Origin of the sequence: Phocaeicola sp. RTP21198st1_B8_RTP21198_201120 (genome assembly GCF_040929485.1) — a bacterium.
GTDB lineage: Bacteria > Bacteroidota > Bacteroidia > Bacteroidales > Bacteroidaceae > Phocaeicola > Phocaeicola dorei.
On sequence record NZ_JBCOCI010000420.1, the window covers coordinates 326 to 1,226 of the forward strand.

Below are 901 nucleotides of genomic sequence, written 5' to 3' on the forward strand. Positions count from 1 at the left end.
TGTAGGCAATGGGCACGGTTCGCAGATTATCCGGGATGATGCCGGACAAGACTGGCTTCTGTATCATGGATTTTCAAGATCAACTCCGGAGAACGGACGTATTCTGTTGTTGGACCAGATCAAGTGGAACCAAGAAGGTTGGCCTTACGTAGAGGGAGGATCTCCTTCTTACGAAACACAAAAAGCACCTGTATTTAATAACTGATTTTCAAATAAACCAATTATAATCTTAAATACCACAAGCATGAAACATACCCCTATTAGCAGGCGGGATTTTCTAAAGAATTTAGGCATAGCCGGGGCTGGCACTCTTCTTGCAGCAAGCCCTTGGCTTTCTGCTTTTTCGGAGGTGATGAACACCTCAAACGAGAAGTGTCGTCTGGCAATTATCGGGCCTGGTTCCCGGGGACGGTTTTTAATGGGATTTTTGGCTAAGAACCCCAAAGTCGATATTGTAGCATTGTGCGACATTTATAAACCGTCTATTGAGAACGCATTGAAACTTGCACCTAATGCCAAAGTGTATGGTGACTACCGGGAAGTGTTGGAAGATAAGTCGATAGATGCTATACTTGTAGCTACTCCTCTTAGCTCGCATTGTAAAATTGTATTGGATGCTTTCGACGCAGGAAAGCATGTGTTCTGTGAAAAGTCAATAGGTTTCACGATGGAAGAGTGTTACCGTATGTATCAGAAGCATCGTAGTACAGGGAAGATATTCTTCACAGGACAACAGCGCCTGTTCGATCCTCGTTACATCAAAGCAATGGAGATGATTCATGCAGGTACCTTTGGCGAAATAAATGCCATCCGTACTTTCTGGAACCGGAATGGGGACTGGAGACGTTCGGTACCTTCACCCAATTTGGAACGCCTGATAAATTGGCGTCTTTACAAAGAG

1 protein-coding gene and 1 pseudogene are annotated in these 901 nt (G+C 44.4%); both read left to right on the forward strand.

From position 1 onward, the window contains the following. Positions 1-205, forward strand: a pseudogene (locus AB5935_RS26895) (arabinan endo-1,5-alpha-L-arabinosidase); the annotation flags it as partial. A 39-nt stretch (positions 206-244) separates the two neighbouring features. After that, positions 245-901 (forward strand): Gfo/Idh/MocA family oxidoreductase (locus AB5935_RS26900; protein WP_368327965.1); only part of this gene is annotated, 657 nt, incomplete at its 3' end.